Annotated in this window: 3 protein-coding genes; all 3 read right to left on the bottom strand. The window is 73.9% G+C overall.

The features are described from left to right. Positions 1 to 869: LysM peptidoglycan-binding domain-containing protein (locus ABD52_RS37080; RefSeq protein WP_047894851.1), on the bottom strand; the 869-nt coding region annotated here is incomplete at its 3' end. Between the two features lie 32 nt (positions 870 to 901). Continuing rightward, a complete protein-coding gene (locus ABD52_RS37075; RefSeq protein ID WP_047894850.1) occupies positions 902 to 1348 on the bottom strand; it encodes a pilus assembly protein TadG-related protein in 447 nt (148 codons plus the stop codon). Then, entirely contained in the window at positions 1345 to 1812 is a 468-nt protein-coding gene (locus ABD52_RS37070) for a TadE/TadG family type IV pilus assembly protein (RefSeq protein ID WP_047894849.1), read from the bottom strand. The genes ABD52_RS37075 and ABD52_RS37070 overlap by 4 nt, the downstream gene beginning before the upstream one ends. Positions 1813 to 1953 lie beyond the last annotated feature (141 nt).

Genomic DNA, 1953 nt, shown 5'->3' with positions numbered 1-1953 from the left:
GTGGTGCCGGTTCCCGGCTGTTCGGGGCCTGCCGCCGGGGGGTCGGCGGGTGGCGGGGTCCGGGGTGTGCCGGCTGGTGGTGTGGCGTCGTCGGGCAGTTCCAGGGTCCAGCCGGGATAGATCAGGTTCGGGTTGGTGAGGGTGCCGCCGATGTCGCGGAAGTGGGTGCCCCGGTTGAGGGCGAAGATCTCCGGCCACCGGTTGGCGTCGCCGAGCCACTGCTGGGCGATCTTCGACAGGGTGTCCCCGCGCCGCACCTCGCATGTGTAGGTCTGGCCGGACGACACAAGCGTTACGTGGCCCGCTACCAGCCGCGCCGGCACCGGATACCTCATGTCCGGCAGGGCGGACGTCGACACGGCTGCCTGCCAGGCCTGCGTGTGGTGCCCGTCCGTGGTCACCAGCCGCATGGTGCTGCTGGGCACGGCGGTCGCCGTAGCCGGAGCGGTGGCGTTGGTGTGGGTGGTTGTCGCTTGTGCTGGCTGGGTGAGGGTCGGTGCGGCCTGGGCGGCGGTGGCGAGGACGCCGCCGGTGATGGCGGCCACCAGGATGGCGGCGAGCCCGCGGGCCGGCGCGATGGCTCGGGGTTGCGGCAGGCGGATGCCCGTGGCGGTTTCGGCGACCTCGGCGATCAGCGACCAGATGAACGCCGCCCACGCCGCCCAGAGCAGGCAGACGAGGGCGTTGCCGAGCATGGCGTCGGTGAGCGGTGAGGTGAGGGCGGTGCCGACGTCCTGCCAGGTGGGGACCTCGCGGGGTAGCGGCCAGCCGACGTATCGGATGAGCGCGTACGGCACGCCGGCGGTGAGCAGCACCAGGATCCCGAGTCCGGCCAGCCGGCGGGCGGTGGCGGCGAGGAATGCGAACACTGGGGCTCCCGGTCGTGGCGTGGCGGTCCTGGTCAATTCGGTGCGGTGACGCCGGTCAGAGGGCTGGCGGTCGCGGTCGCGGACACCGGCAGTGCGCTGATCCCGACGAGGTGCAGCAGCTGCGTGGGCCGGGTGCCGCTGATGGTGACGGTGACGGCGGTGGGGGTGGCGGACGCGGTGACCTGCCCGTCAACGCCGGCCTGTTGGGCGAAGCTCCGCGCGGCTGCGGCAGCCTGGGCGGGCTGGAGCTGGACAGTGCCGGTGGCCCTATAGGTGGCGAGGTCGATCTCGCGGGCGCCGGCCCGGGCGGCGCCCTGCGCGACGTCGAGCAGCCGCACCTTGTCCGACATGCCCAGGCCCAGGTCGAGGACCAGGCCGGCGAGGATGAGGACGAGGACGACGCCGAAGATCGTCCACGGTGTGATCTGGCCTCGGTCGTCGTGGCGGGCCTGCCGCAGGCGTGTACGCAGCCGGTTCATGGCGCCGTTGTCCCGCGGTAGGTGTCGAGGGGCTGGTGTGAGGTGCCGCGGATGGTGATCGTGCCGGGCAGGCCGAGGCCGTAGAGGTCTTCGAGGCGGACGGTGCACGCCACGGTGGCGCTGACCTGCCCGCCGGGGACGAACGCGCCGGGGTCGACGGTGACGGTGGACGGCTGGCAGGTAAAGGCCCGCCCGGCCAGGGTTGCGGAGGCGCCGTCGGCACCTGCGGCGCGGGCCTCGCCGGGGGTGCGGGCGAGGGACGCCTGGCGGGCCGCGGCGGCGGCTGCGGAGTTGACGTCGATGGCGGCCGAGGCCAGGCGCAGGCACGCCACCACTGCGAGGGCGGCCAGGACCATCAGCGGTACGTAGCTCAGCGCCATCTCGACGCTGACCGAACCCCGGTCTCCCCGCAGCCGCGGCACCCGGCGGCGTGGGTGTCGGCTGCGGCGCTGCTCGCGGGTCACGTCGAGTCTCCTTCCACTCCAGGCGGCGAGGGGGCCAGCGACAGGGTCGAGGGGCGGAAACGCTCGACCGGGGCGCTGGCCTGGGTGCTGACCTGCAGGCGCAGGAACGGCACGACGGCGGGCACCCGCCCGGCCACGGCC

Origin of the sequence: Micromonospora sp. RV43 (assembly GCF_001029515.1) — a bacterium.
In the GTDB taxonomy this organism is placed as follows: Bacteria; Actinomycetota; Actinomycetes; order Mycobacteriales; family Micromonosporaceae; genus Micromonospora; species Micromonospora aurantiaca.
Note: the sequence above shows the minus strand (reverse complement) of the source record. Positions and strands in the feature narration are given on the sequence as shown.

Coding starts and splice junctions, on each gene's coding strand:
- ABD52_RS37075 (WP_047894850.1), bottom strand. CDS start 1,348: ATGAACCGGCTGCGTACACGCCTGCGGCAGGCCCGCCACGACGACCGA.